Here is a 21,287-nt window from a genome sequence, read left to right as displayed (position 1 = left end):
AAACAGTCCAACCCAACAACAACAACAACACTCTAAGACAAGATGCTCTTATCAATAACTCACACAACTGACTTGCACTACTCGGACTACATCAATGAATCCGTTATGGAGCTGCGCATGGCGCCGCTGCAAGAGCAGTATCAACACCGCCTTTCCTTTGGACTGGATATCGGTCCCGCGACTCAAGTGAAAAGTTATTTCGATTGGCTGGGCAACACCGTTCACGCTTTCTCAATCAACGCGCTGCACAATCAAATTCAAATCATTGCTACCAGTATCGTACAAACCGATGCGCGCCCAATTCGCCTGGAGCATTTTCCAGACATCTGGATTCGCGATGCGAATTATGATTACACCTTGTGCGATTTTCTCTTGTTCGGCGGAAAGATTATAGATTCACCGCAACTGCGGGAGCTGGCAGAATCAGCCATTCCTAAAGCAAATTCGCGATCGCCCGTAAAGCTCGGTGCAGTCGTCACTTCTTTGCTGAAACTGATAGATGAGAAATTCACATACCAGAAAAGTGTTACTAATGCCTCAAGTTCAATAACCGAAATACTTGCACACGGTCGCGGCGTTTGTCAGGACTTCACACACCTGATGATTGGATTGGCGCGCGCTCTCAATATTCCAGCGCGCTATGTGAGCGGCTATCTGCATCCTGACAGACAGCGCCTGCGAGGTTATTCCCAGACGCACGCCTGGGTCGAAATCTATTTTCCTTCGATGGGATGGGTAGGAGTCGATCCCACTAACAATTGCGTCGCCGGCGAGAACTTCGTCAAGGTCGCGATTGGAAGAAACTATCAGGATGTTCCGCCGAACAAGGGTATTTATAAAGGCAAAGGCGAAGAACAGATGGAAGTTGCTGTTCACTCCGAAGAATTATTGTCAATTCCTCTCGAACTGGCTGCCGAACGAACTGGAGCGCTGAATTTACCTTGCTATGCTGGCACCAGACTTGATACCAAAGAGCAACAAGCCGAGCAAGAGCAACAGGAACAACAAGAGCAGCAGCAGCAGCAGCAATAGCAATAGCAATAGCAATAGCAATAGCAATAGCAATAGCAATAGCTAAAACAGCAGCAGCAGCAGCAGCAGCAGCAGCAGTATGATTAACAACAACAAAAAACAGCTGCAGCTATAGCGACAGAAGAATTACTCAAAGGCGCAACAAGTCAACAACCAGCGAAGCCAATTTTTCAATGTAGAGGCGCGCCGGACCACTGTATCGCCAGTGACATCTGCACGATAAGACTTGATAATTCCAGCCAGATCATTAGACTCTACAGCATCAATTGAAAATCCCCTGGACGCCAAATAAATAATGCTCTCGCGCAAAACGGGGCGAGCCAACATCCGCTTTAGCAGCATGAGCACACGTCCCAAACGTGATCTCTCATGGGCAAGCGAGACGCCATCGCTTGTAATAATTCTCTTGCCAGAGAGATATCCTAAATATTTTGCCGCATCACCATAGTAATAGGCTTGTCTTTCTACAACGCCCAACATCTCCGTTAACTCAGGCAGCTCAGATAAGCCCTGCTCAACAAGACAAATCACGTCTATAACTTTATTGAGATCATTTGCCTGAGGCAGCGGAATGTCCGTCGGTTCAGCCTCAGCCGGAACATCGCTCATCAACTGCTCAAGATTAACACTCACCACTGATGGTTCGTTGATTACATAGTAGTGTTGCCGGATCATCTCGAGTTCACCGAATTGCTTGCCAATTCTGAATTCAGACAACTGATACTGTCCGTTTGAATAAGCCAATAAAATCGGCACCACTCTTTTGCTTGATAGAGATGATAAGTAGAGGTACGGATATTGCAATTGACGCACGTTAAAGTCCGCACGGAAACCAGTCTTAGCCTCAATCAATGGAATAGCAGTATGTGCCTCGTATGCCGAATCAATTTCAATTTGCGCGTTGCGGATCTTTACCAGATGTTCGATCTGGGGAAGCCACAAATCAATCTCACCAGAACTCATTCGGCCTCTAGTGGTTAACTGCAGTTCGCCTTCATTACAGAAAGACTGCAACAAGCCGGATAGATGCGCCACATCTATCGCTTGAAACTCACTGTAAGCAGATGTTTTCGGTATCGAATCAAACAACTCCAACTCAACTCGTGAGATGTGTTGTTCAGGAGGCGCCGTCTGCACCTGAGAAGGCAACGTAAAATAACTTCGATTGTTCGGATCCTTGAACACAACATAAGTGCCGCGCTCAGAAGGCAAGATATTTAATTGGAATTCCTCAAAGACCTTGGGTCTATCCGATAGGCTGTCGAGTTTAGCCATCAGACGCGGTTCACGCTGCCCAATCGACTTCAAGGATTTAGCCGTGATGTAAGCATAACCGTTGGTATTGATATCGCTCATCAGCGAGCTGTCCTGACAAACTCTTCGCCACGCTGAATCGTTTAGACTGGTATCTGCCACGCTGAAAATCTGTTCGGAAATAACCTATACAGAGTACACGAATAGACAAATTCTTGTGCGGAATTTGCCTATTCATTTTGCTTAGTCTACGTCAGCGATTGGCTCCCGCAAATCTTCCTGCAGAATAATCCTTCATTGCCTGGACGATCTGTTCTTGCGAATTCATTACAAACGGACCGTAACCCACAACCGGCTCGTCGATTGGTTCGCCGTTCAACACTATAAATCTAGCATCAGATTTCGCTGATACATGCACGTCGGAACCGCCTCTATCTAAAAGAATCAAAGTGGGATCCTGCACTTCTTGCGCACCGTTGACGGTGACTGTACCTTCCATAACAAAAAGTGCTGTCGTGTAATCCTGAGGAACTGTTAGACTCACTTCTCCCGCGCTGATTTGAACATCCCAGAGGTTGATCGGCGTGAAGGTTTTTGCAGGACCTTTCACATCGCCGAGAGCACCGGCAATAACTCGAACCCTGGCTGCGCCGATATTCACAACAGGAATACTATCGTTCTCAAGAGTTTGATACTGCGGACTTGTCATTTTTAATTCAGCAGGCAAGTTTACCCAGAGCTGCAACATTTGCAATGTGCCACCAGATTTCCTGAATGATGGTGCGTGCAGTTCTTCATGCAAGACCCCAGAGCCTGCGGTCATCCACTGGACATCACCGGGACCAATCTCTCCGTGATTGCCTGCGGTGTCACGATGCTGCAGACGCCCCTGAAATGCAATTGTCACTGTTTCGAAACCACGATGTGGATGCATTCCAACACCGAGAATTTCCTCAGTTGGTTTGAATTGTGATGGCATGCCGTAGTCGAGCATTAAGAATGGGCTCAACTCACGCTTACCTAAATCTGTATAAGAGAAAACATTGCGCACCGGCAGTCCATCGCCCACCATGTGAGGCGCCCGAGCTTTATGTACGCTGACGATATCCTTTTTCATAGCCCCTCCTATTAAGGTTGCCGAAATTCAATATACCATATTGTCTCGACATCAAGTATCTTGATTTCAAGATAAATTTATAAAGGCGGAGGGAGAAAGGCTAGAAAATCGCTTTGAAAAGTTCCTTCGTGGTCTTGCCTGTAATGCCAAGTCCAGTTTTGGCAGTTCTATCGGTTAAACCGAGGCCTGTCTTAGCTGTTCGGTCAGTTAAGCCGAGAGACGATTTGACAGCTCTATCTGGCACGCCAAGCACAGCACCAACGGGCGAGAATCCATGCTTTGACTGAGCCTTACCGGAGGACTTGTAGGCTTTGGATGACTTGGCAGATTTCGAAGCACCAGGTGCCGGTGCTTCACTAGCCATGTTGGACTGCATCGGAGCGGTCGCAGCTGACTGAGACTGAGAAGCATAGTTGTTGCCGGCTGGCTCGCTATAGGAATACGGACTTGTGGCAGTGAATGGCATTGGCGAAGACTGAGCAGTCGATTGACCACCTATCTGGCCTCTAAGATCAGCGCCCAACGCGGGTTGACCTCCAGACTGCGCGCCCGCCTGGGACGACAATTGGGCAAGCAGGATGCCAGTCGTCAGTGCGATTCGAATGTATTTGTTCATGCGCGGACTCCTTGAGAACATATCCGGCGTCATTCTAGCCAGCAGATGTAAAGGAATTGTGTGCTTTCCAAATACAAGGTGAACAGCTCGTTACAACCGGCAAAGATGCGCAGAGGATTAGCGATCAATACTCAGTAGTTTGTAATCAAGAGTTCACTGATTTTGCCGCGTCGGTCAGTTTTGCAATTGACCATTCGATTCGCAGCCAAAGTGGTGATGCGGAAGTGCGGATAAGTCTCTTCAAAATACCGATCATCAGGATTGATGTTTTTCGGATCGGAATTGCTGATCATCAACTTGCTTTCGCGTTTATCCAACTCCAGACAGTGAGCCGCTAAGCGCTGCTGCTCAATTGCATCAAAGTTTGTTGGAGAATAGGAAGTGAAATTTGCCGTCAAGCTGATCGGGCGGTAAGGGGGATCTAAATAAATGAAAGCATTAGAGCCGACGGAATGAAGAACCTCACCAAAATCACAGAGGCGAATTTCCGCAACAGAAAGAACTCTGGAACAAGCCAATAGGTTCTCCCGATCGCAAATCGGTGGCTTATCATATCGACCGAACGCAACATTGAAAGCGCCGGCAGCATTGACTCTATATAAACCGTTGAAGCAAGTCTTATTCAAAAATATCAACTGCGCCGTGCGCGCGACACGAAACTCGATATCATCGGAATCTTCATTACGACTGTTGTTGAACGCATCACGCGTGTCGTAATACATCTTGGAGCGTTCTTCGGTAGTAAGCGGCCAGAATTCTTGTTGGTAATTTGCAAGCGCTTCGATAACTGGTTCGACGTGAGACTTAACGGTTTCGTAAGCCCAAATCAAGTCACGATTATTGTCAGATATCAGGTAACGCTTAACTCTATATCTCTGTGCAATATGAAAGAAGACCGAACCGCCACCCAGGAATGGCTCTATATAAGCACTTATGTCGCTGTCTCGCAGTTGAATAGGAATGTTAGCGTCAATATGCGGCAAAATCTGAGTTTTGCCACCAACCCACTTTAAGAACGGGCGTGCCACCACCTGAACCGCGGACGGTGCTTCAGGACGTTCGTATTCAACGTCTTGCGGACTTATCGAAATGATTTCAGTTTGTATATCCATATAATATGTAGCCCGCACGTAGTCAGCGTTTCACGCCTACTGGTATTATGACGCATTAAAATTTTTCGGAAAGTACCGCCCAGTGGTGCACAAGACATATACAGCCGAAAACACTATTCAATTTTTCGAAGTGTTACCAGCTTACGAATCACGACTGCGAAATACATGCACTCCTGATTCGCAAATAATTAAATTGAAAAATTGAACAGATTCGGTCGAAGAATTAGCACGGATATCCTCAAGATATAGCCATAAATCCTGTTGAACGAGAACCGTAGGAGAGTCTGCAGTAGTTGAACGGATTCGTGGTAAAGCTCCGCAAATCGCGTCTAACATTACGCCTCTGGGTAGAATAATGTTGACTTCAACAGGAATCGCAATGGCCGACGACTTTATGGATGACTTTGTCGCCAGAATGGAGAATTATCATTCGTGGTCAGACATGTACTTGGAAAGCTTAAAGCTAATCAAAAGCAACGATTTTAACGGTGCCATCACGATCCTGAAAAAGGCGGAAAAGGCAGCGGAGACCGAAAAACCCACGAGCGCAGCTCAGACAGCAGAGCGTTTAGGTTATTGTTTGCACCGAGAGAAGCTTTATGCAGAAGCCGAATCTTATTACCGTAAGGCAATGGCTTACTGCGCCATGGATCCAGTTAGCCCGATTACAAAAGAACAGTATGACTCTGCAGGACCTATCCAGGCTGAGCTTGATAGATTGCAAAAGCTCGGGAACCAGGCCTTTGCCAAAGCGACGAGGGAAGTACTCAACAACGTGCTGGAAAATTACAGCAATTTGTTGATAGAACACAGTCGAACTAAGGACGCAGAGGACCTCAAAAATCAAATCAGAAAGCAACAAGCCAGTCTTTCAGTTTATGATTAAGCGGCGAGAAGACGATAGTAAGTAAATTCAGGCGCATGAGGAATTCAGCCAAAATGCACGAAACTTCCAGCGAAAAGACTACAAATTCGAACTTAGTTGCACCTTCCTTAAAAGCACTGCTCGAAAACTTTATTGATTACGCAGGCATTTTTCCTCCTGCAAAGTTGTCTTTCGACACGGCGCTGGACAACTACAAAACCTACAGAAATGGCGAATATTCATGGATGCTGCATTGGCTCGTACTCGGAACGGATCAAGCGAAGAATTCACCCCCCTCGCTTAACTCACTGATTGCGATGGTCGGGGAAACAGATGATGAGCGTGTGGCATCGCTGGAAACCAAGTCGATTGTCGTCGCACAGAAACCTGTTTATTGTGAAATTCTGCCAGGAAACAACGAACAACTAGATGCCGCAAAAGCAGCAAACTGCTTTGCAAAAATTCGCACCGGCGGTCTGACCCCAGAGGCTATTCCAAGCACAGCTGATGTGGCTAGATTTATTACCGATTGCGCCGAGCGCAAGCTTGCATTCAAGGCAACGGCTGGTTTGCATCATCCCATTCGCGCCATGCACCCGCTCACTTATGAATGCAATGCACCGCAGGCGGTGATGCACGGATTTATAAATGTTTTGATGGCGTCGTGTTTCGCCTGGCACGGAGAACGCGACATCGAGCCTATAATTGCAGAAACCGATGCGGCCAATTTTTCCTTTACTGAAACAGCAAAATGGCGTAAGAAGGTTTTGTCAGTTGCCCAAATTCGCGACGCGCGGAAGAATTTCATACACTCAGTTGGGTCATGCTCATTCGACGAACCAATCGAAGACCTGAGAACGCTCAAGCTACTTCCTTGATGGTGCGAAAAATTCGCGCCGTAGTTTCTATTTGACGATTCATTCAGTGGTTTCGCCCAGGTTTATGCCTTGGTCCAACGCGCTTTCTTACAGGACGATGTAAAACTCCGTATTGCACCGAACCACCGCTATTCTCAACTATTTCAGGCGTCAAACCTTCCGGCAAATTGTCATCACTGAAACCAATCGAAAGCGAACAGACCCCTGAACCATCTTGCGCATATTTGATGAACAGCGTCAGCGGTGCAAAATCAAACTGGTCTTCGGTTTCGGATGATGAAACGAGTTTTCCCGCGAGTTTGCTCTGTATCACCTCACGACTGTCGTACGGGCTGACCCCGCAGGGCAGTTGGCCGGTGAAAGCATTGATGTAGCCGGGGTCTCTGGGCGTTCGAACATTCAAGAACGCCCTGACGAAGATACGTCTGGCTGATACTAACGAAAAACCGGTCTCAGGGAAGAAATACAAGCTTTTCGCATTGAGAGGCTCCTCTTTCAGGTCTTGCACAAATTTTCTGCAGACAGGAGAATCTATTTCCTCACCGATGATTTCGGACAGTCGCTTGAACACATCTTCCATGCAGACAATTAACTCGATAGGCTAGTAAATAAGAGCTAAAACGGCTTCCGCCAGTAATTGTTCACCGGATCGGCGCACAACAAACGTCCCTTAAGGTAAATAGTGCCCGGCGCATAATCCACCCAGCCCTGGGAATATAAGATTAGTTATGCATTGAGGGTTTAACGTTGATCGGAAGGCAGAAAACAACCGCGCGCCTTAGCAGTGCTCCGAACGAAACCAGGCTTCGTCAAATGCTCGCGGATGCAAACAAGAACAGTTCCGCCCAGCTGAGTTGGGACCATCCGAACCACGAGATGATCTACACTCTCACCGTCACATGCTCGACCATGAAAGAGCGCCGCGGCTGGGAAAGAGGCAAGACCGGAGAGATGGTCGCGCCGGAGTGGACTCTGTACGAAATTCGCGAAAACGGCAAAGACAGGGCTGATTTATGGCGTATGGCGTCGGGCGACATAGCGATCATTCAGAATCTTCTGGAAGAAACACGTCTGCCCAAAACACAAACTGCCGCCTTCACCGAAGAAACTGCTCAAGAGACTCAGTCAAACCCTCGCGATTCATATCACAGAGCGGCAGGCGGTGCTCAACAGCCACCGCTTCGGAGCTTTTCGGAGCCTGAGATGACCACGTCACAGTCACTCCAGACGGACCGCGGCAGTGCGGGCGTGAATCTCTCGGGCGAACTCAAAGAAGTTGACGTGGCGAGCATTTTGCAATCCATAAGCCTCTGCAAAATGACCGGACGCCTGAACGTATATGATGCCACTCAGCAGGTCGAGATTTTTTTCACACAAGGTGAACTGGTTCACGCTTCGTCCAGTCACTTAATGGACATATCCAAGGGTGTTCGGGGCGAGAAAGTTCTGCTTGAAGTATTCACCTGGGACGAGGGAGCTTTCCAATTTCAGCACGGTTGGCAGACTGCCGAAAGATCGGTAGAAAAGCGCTTGCAAAATCTGGTTCTGGAAGGCGCAACTCTTCTCGATTACAAAAACTCCATCGAAAAAAAAGGGATAATTCCATCCACGATTATTTATCGCAAAGAGAATAGTCTGTCAGAGTCGCAGTTCGAGGCTAAACTGGCGAATGGACTGCCAATGCATATTGACTATCAGAAGAAAGTCTTCCTGGCATTGCGAGAACCGCGCCCTTTATCTGAAATCATCGACGCTCTCTCGATGGATAGAACCATTTGGATACCGGTCATCTATTCTCTCGTCTCCAGCACGCTTATTGGTGCGCGCGGAGTGACCAATGATGAAGAACAATGCTCAGACGCTTTCTCAAACATTGGTGAGCTGATCAAGAACGCCGACCGGGGTCTGTTGCAGCCAGACTCGGGTATGCTCAGTTATGGTCTATTCTTGAGCTTTGCGGATAAAGAACTGGCGCGCCGCGTTCCGTGCTGCCTGGCCATGTTCGAATTCAACGTGCAGGCTGCAGCAATTACCAATGAAGCATTAAAAGCAGTCACCACCACATTTGATACCATAAAACGCCCTTATGAATGCATGACGTTTTGGCAACCGAACAGAGTTTTGATTTTGTTACCTATGTCCAAAGTTGAAGAGACAACCATTCGTCTCAACAGTTTCCTGGACAAATTATCCGAAAAGATTGACATGGATGGTATGACCCTGACCGGCGGTTTGGCGACAGCGCCCAAAGACGGAATACAACTTGCAGACGTATTGGCGTCATCGTTTAAACTGCTCAAGAAGGCGCAGCAAACGAATGCGAGAATCGCCTGTAGCAGTTGACCAGCAAGCAAGCGCTATCTCAGACCATCGCCTGCAAAGGTTGACCAGGGACACAACCGTTATTGCAGACCATCGCCCGGCGCAATTGCTCGGCTGTGCGACGCATCAGGCGCTTCACTCTGCGCCTGAATCAATTGCATTAGCATCTGTGTTTGACGAATTAGTTCTTTGTCCTGAGCATCCAGATGCTCCATTATGTGCTCGAGATCCTGATAGCTGGTGAGCGTTGTCTTGTACTGCTCATCAGCGCGCATCTCAGCGTGTTTAGAAAGAATACTCTGCCCGACCATAATTAAAGGCATAAGCAACAACTGCACGATATTACCGAGAAACAGAAGAAAAGCAAATGGATATGGATCAAAGGCTTTATCACGCATAATGAATTGCCACATGCACCACGCCAACATGAAGAGCGCCATAAAGTAAAGGGCCCACATCGTGCCCATAGCATTGGTTACGGCGAGCGCTATGCGGTCGTTGGTGCCGAGAGATTGGGCATGCTTCTCATTGACATTTTGTGGCTTATGAAGTCGAGGAATTCGCTTAAGAAGTGTCGTTGCCACTTCGACAACCTTGTGATGTGAACCATTAATCAAATGGGTATCTCCAACAAAACAATTACGAGCACCGTAGCACAGAAGTGTAGACATTTTGTGAAGATCTGACACCGCCTCTGGTTACTGCAAAGTTGACCATGCACACTTATTTCGGCACACTTAATTCGAATACTTTATAGGTTCGCCGTGCACCTTGAAATCACTTTGTTGACCAGCTCACCGTGCACCTTCCAGCGGCTTACTTTACAAGTTCGCCGTGCACCTTTAAGTCTGTCTCTGGCGCTATGACCGGTGGCGGGGTCTCTTTTACAACCCGGTATAGAATTTTGCCCGGACTGGTGTGGGCATCGAGAATCAGGCGCTCGGGCGTGGCTAGTAACTGATCTGGCGGAGGCGGTTCGGGGCTGGGCAAGTAATTGCGTGTGTAGAGATCAGACCCAGCCAGTTGCAAGTTAGGACTGCCCGGAATCTTTCTAGCATCGGCAATTTGACTCTGCGAAAGCTGCGAAGCGGCAATTAGCTTACCGGCTCGATACAAAATGTCCTGTTGAAGTGCCAACGCCTGAGATTCGGCAGCTCTTTTGGCGTTCTCAATCTTAATCTGAGTATCCTTCTTAATAGAGTCAATTGAATTTTCCAAAGAACTGCTCGTACTGGTGGTGGACCGCTGGCTGCTGTCGATGGCAGCTTGGATACGGAGATCGCAATCACGATTCAATCTGGAGATTGTTGTCGCCAGATGGTCTTTGATGCTTAGCAATTCAGCGGAGTTATCCTTTTGCAAACCGTCCAGGTCACTATTTGTTTGCTCAACCATTCTGGTCAACGTCTTCTCGAGAGCCCGGTCGGGAACCCCGGAGCGGTTTTGATACAGCAAAACAGGGTCGACAGTCAGCTTCGGCACTACAGGCGGTGCAGCATCGAGTATAGATCCTGAAGATGCATCTGCTCGCAACAATTGGCTTTGCATCGGCAGCGGCAACTTCATCGGTCTAAACCCACCATCTACAGGCTGCGTCTGCACGCCCCCGCTTGAGCCCGCAGATACCGTAGTTCTTGCTGCCGCAGAGCCGACGGAAGACGCGACAGCGCTAACAGTGTTGGAAGAACCGGAATTCTGTTTCGATGCTTGCATCGATCGAATTGCCTCGCGACAATAGTCAGTCAATTTTTGCGAGGTAGATTCTTTTAATGCCCTACCATATTCATCGATGGCAGGTTGCTGATAGCCAAGACTGCAGAGGCAATTCGCCATGTAGTAGTGCCCAACGGCATCATGCTGATTGGCATTGACATAGAACTGAAGATGAGAGATCGCATCAGAGTAGTGTTTGGAGTTGAAACTCTGTATACCGAGCTGTAGTTCTCTTTGATCGACCACCGGCAAGGATATAGCAGGTAGCTGAGAAAGCCCCGAAAATATACAAGCTTCCAGAAAAAGGACCAACGCACGGGCGAATGCTTTGGAAGTCTGCGGACTCAATCTGGTCAATGAACTCATAACAGAGACGTAGCCTCCGACACAGCCTTCAGCATAAGATTTCCCAGAACACCAACATCTTAATGACTTGTCGTGCAGCTTTCGTGACTGAGGGAAGAAGGTACAGCTCTCCAAAAATTACACAATATAAACTCAGCTGAGAATCGATAACCTGTGTAAAATAATTGGGACTTCAGAGGAAGGCTCGTGAACATACTGTTGGCGGTCGATAACTCGCCCCATTCGCAAGTGGCAGTTGATGTCGTGCTAAGTCGTACCTGGCCCGAAGATGCAACGTTCAAGGTCTTCTGCGCAGTCGAACGGCGTCAACCAATCTTTGCAGTAATGCAGCGAGACGAAGCGGAAGCCTTCCTGAACAAAGCTCTTGCAGCAGCCAAAGAGTTCACGCAGGAAATAGCCGACCAGCTCAGCGAGCGTTTCCCCGGTTGTAAGGCACTGGCCGAAGCACAATTTGGCGACAGCAAAGAAATAATTCTGGAAGCCTCAAAATGGGCGGATCTGATTGTAGTAGGTTCACATGGACGCCACGGAGTGGCCAGGCTTTTTCTGGGAAGCGTCTCGCAAAATATTTTGCTGCATGGGCACTGTTCGACCTTAATTGCGCGATACCAACATGCACACACTGGCAGCCCGAGTTTCGATAACGATATCCTCGTCGCACTCGACGACACGAAAGATTCTAAAAATGCCATGGATTGGATTCTAAATCTGCCCTGGAATGACGATGCACGCTTTACCCTGCTATCAGTCATTGCAGTACCAGATGATATTCAAGCATCAGGTGTAGACGCACTTTATGCGCAGGCTGAATCGATCGAAATAGACAGACTTCGAGATTCCGCCACCAAGCTGCTCGAAGACTACGCCAATCAGTTAGAAGAAAAAATCGGCATCGGCAAAGTCAACATCGAGTTGCGCGAAGGTCAGCCCGTTGACGCGATCTTGTCAATGGCAAACGCGATGGAGGCCGGCTTAATCGTCATGGGATCTCGCCAGCGTGGTCACTTGAAACGCTTTTTTATGGGCAGCGTCTCTCAGGAGGTCGTTTTGCATGCGCCCTGTCCGGTTGAAGTCGTCAAATTAAAAAGCTGAGCACCGGATACAGTGCCAGAGACTAAAAACCTGCCGCTGCAAGACGCGGATCTAAAGGCCGCGGCATGATCAATTCATCGGTCGGCACTTCATCAGCCCAGACAAGAAATTTGTCCAGGGTGTGTGGTCCAAATGAAGTCGTAATGGCACAATCTGCAGCATCGCGTCCGGTGGCAACTAGTATCCAACCGATTCTTCGCACGTTATGCCTGGCGTCAAAAGTGTGCCATTTTCCGCCCAGGTAGCACTGGAAGCAGGCGCTAAAATCCATTGGTGAATCAACTGAAACTCCGATGTCACCCAGATAACCTGTAGCATAGCGGGCAGGAATGTTCAGGGCTCGACAAAACGTCACAGCCAGATGCGTGAAGTCTCTGCACACGCCCTTGCGATCTTGATAAACCTCGTATGCACCTTTGGTGGCATTGGCGAACTGATAACCAAATTTGACGTTATCGAAAACCCAATCGCAAACAGCCTGAGCACGAGCCCAACCGGGCGGCAAGTTGCCAAATAACTCCCAGGCGGCATCGCCTAGTTTGTCGACTTCGCAATAGCGACTGGGAAGCAAAAATTGTAAACACTCGGGAGGCAGTTCCTCGACCGGATGTTGCACGGCATCAAGTACTGCGGGGTCCGGAACCCCGCTATCTTTTACGATCGTATCGCTTGTAATTGTCAGTTTGCCCGCCGGAGCTACGATGCGGGCGCAGCGATTGCCAAACCAATCTGTAAATTCTGAAATTGGAACATTGGGCGTGATTTTCAGCTCATCGGGGTGACAGAGGTCACCGGCGCGTGAGGGCAACAGATGCAAAAGGAAAATCATCGCCGTTGGATTTGGAAAATCAAATACCATTTCATAGCCAACGCGAATGTACATAGGGGTTCTCCTGTTGCCGACAGATTAACCGCGCTGTCTAACCGCCCCAACATCGTAGCTCAATGTGCAGTAGGTGGCTACTTATTTATTACTCTCACTTTATATTTTCAAGAGGAGGCACAGTCCAAGCCGCTTTTGAACAATATTGAAAAGTAATCAGATGTCGAGTACCAATCACTGCGCTCGGCTGGTTCTGAACATGTAAATAGCCGTTGAGATAAAGACGGCCGCTAGTAAAGTCATCATGCTGCCTGAATCAAGAGTTTGAGCGGCACCAATCGATACCTGAATGCAACTCCAGATGGCAAAAAACATAATGCCGGTCACTTCCAAATTCATAACGTAGATAAATTTCCTGGCCAGTAAATATTGGCTTGCTGCATTTTTCTCAGTTATTGGTCGCAAGTAATTGAACGTGTGAGGGAATCGGCTCAACACGCTCATCAACAGAAAATTGAATACGTTTACGCCACAGAGGAACAACAAAGTGTTCTTGGAACCATATCCGTCCGGGCGTCCTAGAATGTCGAAGTGAACTACGACTCGTTCCGGCAAAGTTGGCCAGTAGTAGGCAACGATAGCAGCAGTACCGCATACAAGTGAAAACGTAACCGCTTGCAGTGCCCACTCCGTAAGCGACATCGGCAAATGTAGGCGAGGACGATTAGCTCTCATCGCTCTTATCGAACAACTTGTTTGCGAACTTACCGACCTTTATAAAAGTGTCGAGAACTTCGTTGACCTGAGTCGTATGGCTTGCTCGCATAGTATCAGGCACTAAACTGAGTGCATCACCAAATTTGCCCTGGAAGATGTAGCACGTGAAAAGTTCATTCAAATAGCCATGTTCGAGAGTACCATGGTCCTCTTCGACTTCGTCGAGCATATCGAGCGATCTCTTGATATAGGGCTCGGCTTCTTTGAATTTCGCACTTCTCAGATAAGTCATGCCCAGTCCGGCAACGCTGTTCATCAAGTTATGCTTATCACCGCCGCCGGTGCGCTCCGATATATCCAGCGCACGTTTGTAAAACTCAATTGCATCGTCAAACTTACCGAGACTGAGACAGGCACTGGCCAGGTGGTTGAGTGTAAGGACGAGACGCGGATGATCGGCAGTATAGGTCTGCTCCTGTATAGTCAGAGCACGGCGCCACAGAGGCTCTGCCTTGTCGGCTCTGCCCTGTTTCAAATATTGCACGCCCAGATTATGCAGACTCTCGGCTACGGCAGGATGCTCGAGCCCTAGCTTGTTCTCACGAATTTTCAGTGCGCGTTTACAGAGAGGTTCGGCGAGAGCATAATTCTTCTTCTTGGAGTGCAAAACAGCCAGATTGTTCAAGCTCTCAGCGTAGGCAACATCATCCTTTCCCAGTTCACGCTCCTGGATGCCCAACACCTGACTGAGCATCGGCTCAGCTTCTTTGAACTTATCTTGATCTAGCTTGAGTATGCCGATTTCAGTCAGCGTTTTGGAAATCGAAAGCTCGTCGGCGCCAAGATTTTTCTTCATAGACAGAGCCTTGCTCAACATGCGGTCGGACTCTTCAAAATTTTGTCGGTCCGCATAGAAAGCACCGAAGTTCGTCAATAAAACGGCCGACTCCAGCGTTTCGGGCAATTCACCTGAGTCACCTTGTTGGTACTCAATTGCCTTCTTAAATGCTTCCTCAGCTTCGTCAAATCTTCCCTGCTTGAATAAAGACTCGGCGAGAGCACCATATACAGTTCCCAGCGCGTCAGGCTGCTCGGTTTCTTCGATCTGAGCAATAGCATTCTGATAGAGGCGAATTGCATCGATGTAGCGACCGTTGGTGAAGGCGTCATGAGCCTCGCTCTTACTCTTTTGCCAGGACATCTTGCTACTCCGCTTGTCGTCTATTTTATTACTTTGGCACGCTTTGCCTTTCCATTCTTTTTGGAGCTGTTTTTCTTAAGATCCGGCTGTTCGAGGAGTTCGCCATCTTCCTCATCAAGAGCTCTCTTCATCTCATCTTTGATCTGTTTGCTGCTTTTTTTGGCAGGCTTTTTCTCTTTCACTTTTGGTTCAGCGTTTTTCTTAGCGCCTGCCTCTGCATCCTTCGCCGAATTTTTCGAGTTCTTCTTGAGCAAGCGTTTGCCCATGGTGATAGCCGTCGTCGGCAAAGTTTGCGCAGCTTTGACAAAATTTTTCTGTGCCACGTAGCAGGAGAATAAACTCAAATTGAGACTATCAGTGGTCTCTTTGTCTTGAATGTCGAGATCTTTCATACGCTGCAAAGCTGTAACGGTGAATTTCTCGCATTCTTTGAATTTACGCTCGCGCAGTCGAATCCAACTACGCTGACGCCATGAAAGCAACATATCTGCTGTATTGGCGGCAATTTCAGCAATTCCCTCAAGCTGGCTGTAAACCTCCTCAGCTTGCACATACTTAGCTTGCAAGTAATAGGTAATGCCAAGATTCTTCAATACACTGACGATTCCAGAATGACTGGGCGGCAAGGTGCGTTCACGAATCGCCAGGGCACGCCGATAGCAAGCCTCGGCCTTAACAAAATCATGTTGAGTGAGTGCGATCATAGCCAGCACATGCAAACTCATAGCCACGTCTGGATGGTGCTGCCCCAGACCATTCTCACGGATTGTCAGACCCCATTTAGCCAGCTCTTCTGCCTTGCGATAATCTTTCTTGTTGAAAGCATGAACAGAGAGTAAACCTAGAGTCGGCGCAAGTCTGACATCGTCGGGTCCAAGACTTTCTTCTTGAATCAATAGAGCCTGTTGCAACAGAGTCTCAGCTTCCTGCAAGTTCTTTTCCGACTCACACAAAGTAGCCAGAGAAACCATGCTGTCAGCAACATCGGGGTGTTTGTCGCCCAACAACTTCTTACGCATCTCCAGACCGCGTCTCAAGAGGGGCTCGGCCTGAGAATATTTCTGCTCATTAAAGTAAACGAGACCCAGTTCGTCGATGACGCGAGCGACTTCAGGATGCTCTAGCCCTAAGACCTTGCCGCGAATTGCCAGGGCGCGTGTCAGTTCCGCTTCGGCTTTAGGATAGTCCTGCAGATGGGCATGCACTTGTCCAAGCGAATACAGAGTCGTAGCAACATTTGCCTGATCTTTGCCGGCCTCGGCAACGGCTTTTTGCAAATACCTTTCAGCCTCGGAATACTCGCCCCGCTCTAGCGCTTCTACTCCTGACTGATGCAGTTCTTCCCAAACCATTCCGTTTACTCTTTTTGCTGGTTACATCAAGCTAAAATAACACTTTTAAGGTGCATTTAGCCCGATTTGACGACCTTTCGCTATAAAAAATCAAATGCCCCCCTGGCATGTAGCCAGGGGTGGCGTAAAGGTGGGCTGGGAGACGCGAGCTTTCGCACCGCCTGTAACACCACGAAATGGGTCTGGCAGTACTCAATTCGCTCCCTTCAACACGCTGTTGACGCGGTGTTGTTGGGTGTTTCAATCAAATGGGAATTTCTTCTTCTTTGCTTCTACGGGGTGCTACGACCCGCGCTCCTTAGCTACAAACACTATAGCTCTCGGCCGCCCGCAGATGTCAAATATTTAGCGTCCCTTAATCAAGTCGGGCGTCAAGTTAAACCCCTACCCTGCTTCAGGCACTGAACTTCTGGCGAGTCGGACAGACTTCCTGTAAAACTTCCTGGACAGTTGTCAGCAAGCTGCCCAGTCCCACTCGCTTAGTGGCTGAAACGATTACAGGGTTGGGCACCTGACCAATCAGGTACTTCAAATCTTCCTTGCGCACGATGTCAGCTTTGTTCAGCACAGTAATCAATGGTTTGTCGACTGCACCAAGTTCACTCAGAACATCGTAAACACTGGCTATATGCTCCGATACGTTGGGATGGCTGGCATCGACCACGTGCACCAGAACATCGGCCACTGCCACCTCCTCGAGTGTTGCCCGAAAAGCAGCAACCAGGGAAGTAGGCAGTTTTTTGATAAATCCTACGGTGTCGGTAAGCAAGACGGGGCTATGGTCAGGCAAGGTCGTGCGCCTTGTGGTCGGGTCCAAGGTGGCAAACAGTTTGTCTTCCACATTCACATTCGACTTCGTCATAGCATTGAGCAAAGTCGATTTGCCCGAGTTCGTATAGCCTGTAAGAGATACAACCGGCAGATTATCGTCGTTGCGGCGGCGCCTCTGGGTATCGCGATGAGAGCGAATGCGTTCGGTTTCTTTCTCTAATGAATTGATGCGTTCACGAATGCGGCGGCGATCGATTTCAAGTTTCGTTTCACCCGGACCTCTTGTGGCAATACCGCCTCCCAATCGGCTCAGAGTCAACCCCTTTCCGATCAGCCTGGGCAATAGATACTTGAGTTGCGCCAGTTCGACCTGCAATTTACCTTCTCTAGTCTGAGCGCGCTGCGCAAATATATCCAGGATAAGCTCGGTGCGGTCGATGACTTTCACACCTACAACTTCTTCCAGAGTGCGCTGTTGATTAGGCGTGAGCTCCTGATCGACGATGACGAGATTTGCTCCCATCTCCTGCACCATTAGAGCCAGTTCTTGAACCTTGCCCGAGCCAAGGAAATAACGAGGATCAGGTTGCGGACGAGTCTGAGTCAGACGCTCGCAAACGGTAGCACCGGCGGTGCGCGCCAGTTGTGCCAGCTCATCTAAGTCGTCTTCAACCTGCCACGAATTTTCTCCGTCGGTAACGAGCCCGACGAGAACTGCACGCTCTTCGCCCTCCGCCACAGGCAAGCCTGGAGCGACTTTACGGAACTCATCTTCAAGAGCACCGATCAGAGCTTCGAAACTTTCTTCCTGCGCTCTTCTTGCAGTTTCAGGTTCGAGAAGCTTCCAAATTTTTCCTTCACTGTCTCGTCCCGGCATCAGATGAGCAATATGAATGACATCAGCCATCTTGGCGTGTTCGCCACGAGAGCGGCTGAACGTGCCTTGCGGGTTGACCTCGATTTGAGCTAACAGATCGAGGCGATTTCTAGCCAGACATTGCAGACTTTCTTTGTTCGGACCGACGCCATTCTTCTCATCACCGGCACTGACTTTGGCAAGATGAGTGTGAATGATGCGATGCCCGCAGAGCCTTCCTGGTCCGACCCGCACCCCTCTCAGCTCAGGCATGTTCACATCTGACGGCTGACCGACAGTAACATTTACGACCTGCCCTCTGCGGTTGACCACTAGAGAAACAGGTTGTCCGATTGAATTTGAAAGTTCAGCGACCGAGTCGGCCAATTCGATAGTGAGAATCTTATCCGCAGGAATACGCTGCGTCAGCAGACGATTAAGTTGCCTAATTTCCGATTTTTTCAGTCCTTTAGATTTGGCGAGATCAACTTTGCCGTGCAATCAATATCCTCCAGAAGGGGCCAGACTGAGTTTTGAAGTAAAAACGGTACACACGCCTGCAATAAGTCTCACATTCGGGATCATACCCCTAAAGACCGATAATTTCACCGATAATTAATCTCGGAAACGTCGAAATAGACTCAATTTTCGCCGTTATCGCCGCGCCTGATTGCAATCCAGTCTGAGCGCCAAAGCACATCTCATCGATATCTACCAACAGGCAAATTAGCAGCCCGAAGTGAGCAGTTTGTGGCGAAGCAAAGGTCGACCGCCAGATTCTCCACAGCTCTTTGGCGTGGGAATAACTTTGCCCGGATTGCATATATTTTCAGGGTCAAATGACTGCTTCACCCAGCGCATCGATTCAAGACTCTCTTCGCTAAATACGGTGGGCATCTCTAGAATCTTTTCGATACCGATACCATGCTCACCGGAAAGCGTTCCGCCCAGCCTGACGCTCAGCTCGAGTATGTCACGCCCTGCCTGAACGACACGTTTGACTTCATCGGCGTTATCTTTGTGATAGAGAATGCACGGATGTAGATTACCGTCACCAGCATGATAAACATTAGCTATCGTCAAATTATACTGCGCGGCGATCTTGGCTATTTCACTGATGGTAAGCGCCAATTTAGAACGAGGTATAACCCCGTCGAGCACATATCCATGAGGAGCTATTCGTCCCAGTGCACCGAAGGCGCTTTTCCTTGCCTTCCATATTTTGGCTCGTTCATAGGCATCGTTAGCCCATTGAACAGATGTAGCATTGTTTGTGCCGATACACGACTCAACTTTCTTGCGCTGTATCGTAATGCCGGTGCGTGGACCGTCCAACTCGATAATCAGCAATGCACCGGCGCTTCGATCTAGCCCCATGTGCCACGAATCTTCTACCGCGTTAAGCGTCAACTGATCCACGAGTTCCATAGCCGCAGGCACCACACCTGATGCAATCACATCAGAAACAGCTTGTCCAGCCGCTTCCACAGTATTGAAATAAGCCAGCATCGTTTCAACTGCTTGCGCCCTGGGAATCAATTTCAAGATCGCTTCTGTGGCGATGCCGATTGTACCTTCCGATCCGATGAAGACTCCAAGCAAATCCAGTCCTTCCTTAGTTCGGCTTCTGCCGCCCAGTGTAATCACCTCTCCATTGGACAGAACTACTTTCAAACCCATGACGTGATTGGTCGTCATTCCATATTTCAGCGTATGAGGTCCGCCGGAATTTTCTGCTATGTTGCCACCAATAGTGGAGGCAGCTTGACTGGAGGGATCTGGTGCGAAGTAGAGAGAGTGTCTCTGAGCCGCTTCCGAAACAGAAACATTGGTGGCGCCCACTTGCACAACTGCGACTCGATCGACTGCATCGATGCTCAAAATTTTGTTCATGCGCGACAGCACCAGACTGATACCACCCATAACAGTGGTGGCACCACCTGATAAACCCGTTCCAGCACCACGTGCCGAGACTGGAATTCTGTGCTCGTAGGCCAGTGCCATGACAGCCGCCACCTCATCAGTGGATTTCGGCAACACAACAAGGTCAGGTGTGGCAATATCAAGGGTTTCAGCATCGCATTCGTAAACAGCCAGGTCTACAGCAGACGACAAGACATATTTGTCGCCGACAATCGACCGCAGCCGAGTTTCAATAGATGCATCAATTGGCATGCCAATGATTCTAGCAAGCCAAGCCGGATGATTGAGCGACCTGATGATTTAACAAGCCAATTTAGCCGATTCAGCAATCAAAGACGACTGCCGGCAAAGGTCTGGGCGAAACAAGCAACTCACTTGCGCCTGATCGTTTCCTGGTCACCCATCTGATATTTGAAACCTTGTTGAGGTCCATAGTTCTGGGCGAAAGTGGCTGACTTATCGACTGTCATTCGACGTGAGCCGGGAGGAAAGGCCAGAATAGCCATGTTGCCGTTCAACGAATTAATGGCTGTAAGAACGATAGCGTTAAAAATTGGATTACCGTTCTTCTGAGTCAGATGCGAGTTGACGATGTGTCCATCACGAGTGACCACATACGCCGCCGCTGCCACCATGGGCGGGCTGCGATAGAATGCAGCGTTAGCCATAGTCGAGTATCGCTCATAAACGGCTGCTGCGACGCGCCTGTGCCATTCATTCCAGGCAATTTGCAGCTCAGGTGAACTGTCCGGGTCGTTTGGGTTGAACTGCTGGGGCGGTGGCCCGCCAGATTGAGCGTTGAGGTTGTGCATCTGCTGGGGAGCTTGTTGCTGCGCCGGCATCGCCTGCCCATACTGCCCCTGGAAATCTTGTTGACCCTGTCCCTGCGCATTGCCCTGCAAGGCAGGAGGAGGCGCCTGGGGCGGTGCCATGGTCGAGACCTGGAAGTTGCCAGGGTCGAAAGCCTGGTCGGCTGGTCCTGGCTGAGAAGGTCCTCCGCCTCCGCCAAATGGGTCGCCCATCTTCTGTATGTCGTTGCGGTTGAGGGTTGTACCGCTGCCGCCGACACTGTCTTGCTTGTTGACAGTTCCCTTTAGAAGCTCGGCATTGGCGGGCAAGACAATAGTTGCGCTTAGAAGCGCCGCGAATGCAAAGCGGATTGTCTTGCGGCAGTTGAAATCGAACATCGGCGTTACACTAATTTGACTGTTAGTAATTGATGTCATGAGCCTACTTTATACTCTACTCCAAAAGGCTAAAAAGTAAATTCGAAATTA

At 49.0% G+C, this 21,287-nt stretch carries 19 protein-coding genes; 5 read left to right on the top strand and 14 right to left on the bottom strand.

What is annotated here, in order from left to right:
* Positions 1–42 precede the first annotated feature (42 nt).
* The gene (locus EKK48_03945) at positions 43–1,032 is read left to right on the top strand and encodes a transglutaminase family protein (GenBank protein ID RTL45218.1); all 990 of its coding nucleotides are present in this window, start codon (positions 43–45) and stop codon (positions 1,030–1,032) included.
* Positions 1,033–1,158: 126 nt separating this feature from the next.
* Here the strand turns inward: EKK48_03945 and EKK48_03940 are convergent, their stop codons facing one another.
* The 4 genes from EKK48_03940 to EKK48_03925 form a co-directional block, all read right to left on the bottom strand.
* Positions 1,159–2,388: a hypothetical protein gene (locus tag EKK48_03940; protein RTL45217.1), complete on the bottom strand. Its 1,230-nt coding sequence runs from the start codon at positions 2,386–2,388 to the stop codon at positions 1,159–1,161.
* Between the two features lie 151 nt (positions 2,389–2,539).
* Positions 2,540–3,403 (bottom strand): pirin family protein, encoded by an 864-nt coding sequence (locus EKK48_03935; GenBank protein ID RTL45216.1) that lies wholly within the window; start codon positions 3,401–3,403, stop codon positions 2,540–2,542.
* A gap of 100 nt (positions 3,404–3,503) precedes the next feature.
* The gene (locus EKK48_03930) at positions 3,504–4,019 is read right to left on the bottom strand and encodes a hypothetical protein (GenBank protein ID RTL45215.1); all 516 of its coding nucleotides are present in this window, start codon (positions 4,017–4,019) and stop codon (positions 3,504–3,506) included.
* 131 nt (positions 4,020–4,150) lie between these two features.
* Complete coding sequence (locus tag EKK48_03925) at positions 4,151–5,131, bottom strand: Dam family site-specific DNA-(adenine-N6)-methyltransferase (GenBank protein ID RTL45214.1); 981 nt, start codon at positions 5,129–5,131, stop codon at positions 4,151–4,153.
* A 355-nt stretch (positions 5,132–5,486) separates the two neighbouring features.
* Between EKK48_03925 and EKK48_03920 the strand changes: the two genes are divergently transcribed.
* Positions 5,487–6,017 (top strand): hypothetical protein, encoded by a 531-nt coding sequence (locus tag EKK48_03920; protein RTL45213.1) that lies wholly within the window; start codon positions 5,487–5,489, stop codon positions 6,015–6,017.
* 53 nt (positions 6,018–6,070) lie between these two features.
* Positions 6,071–6,874 carry a hypothetical protein gene (locus tag EKK48_03915; protein ID RTL45212.1) on the top strand — a complete coding sequence of 268 codons (804 nt, stop codon included), beginning with the start codon at positions 6,071–6,073 and terminating at the stop codon, positions 6,872–6,874.
* Positions 6,875–6,917: 43 nt separating this feature from the next.
* Here EKK48_03915 and EKK48_03910 read toward each other — a convergent pair whose 3' ends face one another.
* Positions 6,918–7,445 (bottom strand): hypothetical protein, encoded by a 528-nt coding sequence (locus EKK48_03910; GenBank protein ID RTL45211.1) that lies wholly within the window; start codon positions 7,443–7,445, stop codon positions 6,918–6,920.
* Positions 7,446–7,687: 242 nt separating this feature from the next.
* On the opposite strand from EKK48_03910, the gene EKK48_03905 reads away from it, so the two are divergent.
* On the top strand, positions 7,688–9,217 hold the full coding sequence (locus tag EKK48_03905; protein ID RTL45210.1) for a DUF4388 domain-containing protein: 1,530 nt from the start codon (positions 7,688–7,690) through the stop codon (positions 9,215–9,217).
* 59 nt (positions 9,218–9,276) lie between these two features.
* On the opposite strand, the gene EKK48_03900 is transcribed toward EKK48_03905, so the two are convergent.
* Positions 9,277–9,867, bottom strand: a complete 591-nt coding sequence (locus tag EKK48_03900; GenBank protein ID RTL45209.1) for a DUF1003 domain-containing protein — start codon at positions 9,865–9,867, stop codon at positions 9,277–9,279.
* 145 nt (positions 9,868–10,012) lie between these two features.
* The gene (locus tag EKK48_03895) at positions 10,013–11,275 is read right to left on the bottom strand and encodes a hypothetical protein (protein ID RTL45208.1); all 1,263 of its coding nucleotides are present in this window, start codon (positions 11,273–11,275) and stop codon (positions 10,013–10,015) included.
* Between the two features lie 186 nt (positions 11,276–11,461).
* Here EKK48_03895 and EKK48_03890 point away from each other — a divergent pair, with 186 nt between their 5' ends.
* Positions 11,462–12,367, top strand: a complete 906-nt coding sequence (locus tag EKK48_03890) for a universal stress protein (GenBank protein ID RTL45207.1) — start codon at positions 11,462–11,464, stop codon at positions 12,365–12,367.
* A gap of 22 nt (positions 12,368–12,389) precedes the next feature.
* On the opposite strand, the gene EKK48_03885 is transcribed toward EKK48_03890, so the two are convergent.
* From EKK48_03885 to EKK48_03855, 7 genes are all read right to left on the bottom strand, one after another.
* Entirely contained in the window at positions 12,390–13,250 is an 861-nt protein-coding gene (locus EKK48_03885) for a transglutaminase family protein (GenBank protein RTL45206.1), read from the bottom strand.
* Positions 13,251–13,424: 174 nt separating this feature from the next.
* Positions 13,425–13,925, bottom strand: a complete 501-nt coding sequence (locus tag EKK48_03880) for a DUF1648 domain-containing protein (GenBank protein ID RTL45205.1) — start codon at positions 13,923–13,925, stop codon at positions 13,425–13,427.
* A complete protein-coding gene (locus EKK48_03875) occupies positions 13,915–15,108 on the bottom strand; it encodes a tetratricopeptide repeat protein (GenBank protein ID RTL45204.1) in 1,194 nt (397 codons plus the stop codon). The genes EKK48_03880 and EKK48_03875 overlap by 11 nt, the downstream gene beginning before the upstream one ends.
* A 20-nt stretch (positions 15,109–15,128) precedes the next feature.
* Positions 15,129–16,460: a tetratricopeptide repeat protein gene (locus EKK48_03870; protein ID RTL45203.1), complete on the bottom strand. Its 1,332-nt coding sequence runs from the start codon at positions 16,458–16,460 to the stop codon at positions 15,129–15,131.
* A 394-nt stretch (positions 16,461–16,854) separates the two neighbouring features.
* Positions 16,855–18,588 carry a GTPase HflX gene (gene hflX, locus EKK48_03865; protein ID RTL45202.1) on the bottom strand — a complete coding sequence of 578 codons (1,734 nt, stop codon included), beginning with the start codon at positions 18,586–18,588 and terminating at the stop codon, positions 16,855–16,857.
* 225 nt (positions 18,589–18,813) lie between these two features.
* On the bottom strand, positions 18,814–20,262 hold the full coding sequence (locus EKK48_03860) for an FAD-binding protein (GenBank protein RTL45201.1): 1,449 nt from the start codon (positions 20,260–20,262) through the stop codon (positions 18,814–18,816).
* Between the two features lie 119 nt (positions 20,263–20,381).
* Positions 20,382–21,236 (bottom strand): hypothetical protein, encoded by an 855-nt coding sequence (locus EKK48_03855; protein ID RTL45200.1) that lies wholly within the window; start codon positions 21,234–21,236, stop codon positions 20,382–20,384.
* Positions 21,237–21,287 lie beyond the last annotated feature (51 nt).

It is taken from the genome of Candidatus Melainabacteria bacterium, assembly GCA_003963305.1.
In the GTDB taxonomy this organism is placed as follows: Bacteria; Cyanobacteriota; Vampirovibrionia; order Obscuribacterales; family Obscuribacteraceae; genus PALSA-1081.
This window is presented reverse-complemented; position numbering and strand designations above follow the sequence as displayed.

Coding starts and splice junctions, on each gene's coding strand:
- EKK48_03945 (RTL45218.1), top strand. CDS start 43: ATGCTCTTATCAATAACTCACACAACTGACTTGCACTACTCGGACTAC.
- EKK48_03940 (RTL45217.1), bottom strand. CDS start 2,388: ATGAGCGATATCAATACCAACGGTTATGCTTACATCACGGCTAAATCC.
- EKK48_03935 (RTL45216.1), bottom strand. CDS start 3,403: ATGAAAAAGGATATCGTCAGCGTACATAAAGCTCGGGCGCCTCACATG.
- EKK48_03930 (RTL45215.1), bottom strand. CDS start 4,019: ATGAACAAATACATTCGAATCGCACTGACGACTGGCATCCTGCTTGCC.
- EKK48_03925 (RTL45214.1), bottom strand. CDS start 5,131: ATGGATATACAAACTGAAATCATTTCGATAAGTCCGCAAGACGTTGAA.
- EKK48_03920 (RTL45213.1), top strand. CDS start 5,487: ATGTTGACTTCAACAGGAATCGCAATGGCCGACGACTTTATGGATGAC.
- EKK48_03915 (RTL45212.1), top strand. CDS start 6,071: ATGCACGAAACTTCCAGCGAAAAGACTACAAATTCGAACTTAGTTGCA.
- EKK48_03905 (RTL45210.1), top strand. CDS start 7,688: ATGCTCGCGGATGCAAACAAGAACAGTTCCGCCCAGCTGAGTTGGGAC.
- EKK48_03900 (RTL45209.1), bottom strand. CDS start 9,867: ATGTCTACACTTCTGTGCTACGGTGCTCGTAATTGTTTTGTTGGAGAT.
- EKK48_03895 (RTL45208.1), bottom strand. CDS start 11,275: ATGAGTTCATTGACCAGATTGAGTCCGCAGACTTCCAAAGCATTCGCC.
- EKK48_03885 (RTL45206.1), bottom strand. CDS start 13,250: ATGTACATTCGCGTTGGCTATGAAATGGTATTTGATTTTCCAAATCCA.
- EKK48_03880 (RTL45205.1), bottom strand. CDS start 13,925: ATGAGAGCTAATCGTCCTCGCCTACATTTGCCGATGTCGCTTACGGAG.
- EKK48_03875 (RTL45204.1), bottom strand. CDS start 15,108: ATGTCCTGGCAAAAGAGTAAGAGCGAGGCTCATGACGCCTTCACCAAC.
- EKK48_03870 (RTL45203.1), bottom strand. CDS start 16,460: ATGGTTTGGGAAGAACTGCATCAGTCAGGAGTAGAAGCGCTAGAGCGG.
- EKK48_03860 (RTL45201.1), bottom strand. CDS start 20,262: ATGCCAATTGATGCATCTATTGAAACTCGGCTGCGGTCGATTGTCGGC.
- EKK48_03855 (RTL45200.1), bottom strand. CDS start 21,236: ATGACATCAATTACTAACAGTCAAATTAGTGTAACGCCGATGTTCGAT.